A 919-nucleotide genomic window follows, 5' to 3' on the forward strand; every position below is an offset into this window, starting at 1 on the left:
GGGCCTGTTCGTCATACGGCGAGCAGTAGCGGATCGCCGCTGGTGGCAGGTCTTTCTTGTCCCGCCAGGCCACCGTTCCGTCGGTGACGCAATACTGCTGGATCCAGATCCGGCGCAGCAACTCCACAGCGGGAAGCTGTCGCAACCATGCCGGTGCGTCCGCGGCAGTGACGGCGGACAGCACGGTCATGCCGTCGGCCCCGATCTGGTTGGCGTGGGCGGCCCGTGCCGCCCATCGGCTCGGGAACCGAGTGTCTTCCGATCGGGCACTGTATCGGTCGAACCACTCCGGCTCGGCGACGCCGGCCAGCCAGCCGGGTGCAGCGGCAGCGAGCGCGTTGAGCGCAGCACGCAGTGTCTCGGTGACGAACTGCAGCCGGTTGAGGTCACGAACCGCTGCCAACACATGCGTGGAATCGGTCCGTTGCCGACCACCCGGCCTCAGCAACCCGGCCCGCCGTGCCGACTCCAGCACCGCGTCAAGCACACGCTGCTCCAGCCCGCCAGCGACCAGCCGGGAACGGAACTCGCTGAGCACCGAGTAATCGAACCCGGGATCGGTCAACTCCAACCCCAGCGCGTACTTCCAGTCGATCCGAGCCCGCACCGCCTGCGCTGCTTGACGATCGGTGAGTCCCTCGGCGAACTGCAACACCGACACCAACGCCAGCAACGCAGGCGAAATCGCAGGTTGACCGCGGCGTGAGAACACCTCCACGAACTCGGCATCAGCGAAGATCGGCCCCAGTACATCCCGCATCCGCATCGGCATGCAACCCTCAGGAAACACCATCCGGGCGACCCGAACCGTCTCCACCGGAACCACGTCGCACCTGCGCGGACGCAACGACACCACAACCTCCATCGACACCGTGCCCGAAAGACCGATGTCGATCATGCTGAACACCCACCACCCCAA

At 66.2% G+C, this 919-nt stretch carries 1 protein-coding gene; it reads right to left on the bottom strand.

Features of this window, described 5'->3' with window-relative positions; all coding sequences use genetic code 11:
* A partial coding sequence (locus tag NA4_RS38110) for a transposase (RefSeq protein ID WP_218022534.1) occupies positions 1–766 on the bottom strand: 766 nt, incomplete at its 3' end.
* Between the last annotated feature and the right edge of the window lie 153 nt (positions 767–919).

The sequence above is a fragment of the Nocardia amamiensis NBRC 102102 genome, from assembly GCF_001612745.1.
GTDB classification, from domain to species: domain Bacteria; phylum Actinomycetota; class Actinomycetes; order Mycobacteriales; family Mycobacteriaceae; genus Nocardia; species Nocardia amamiensis.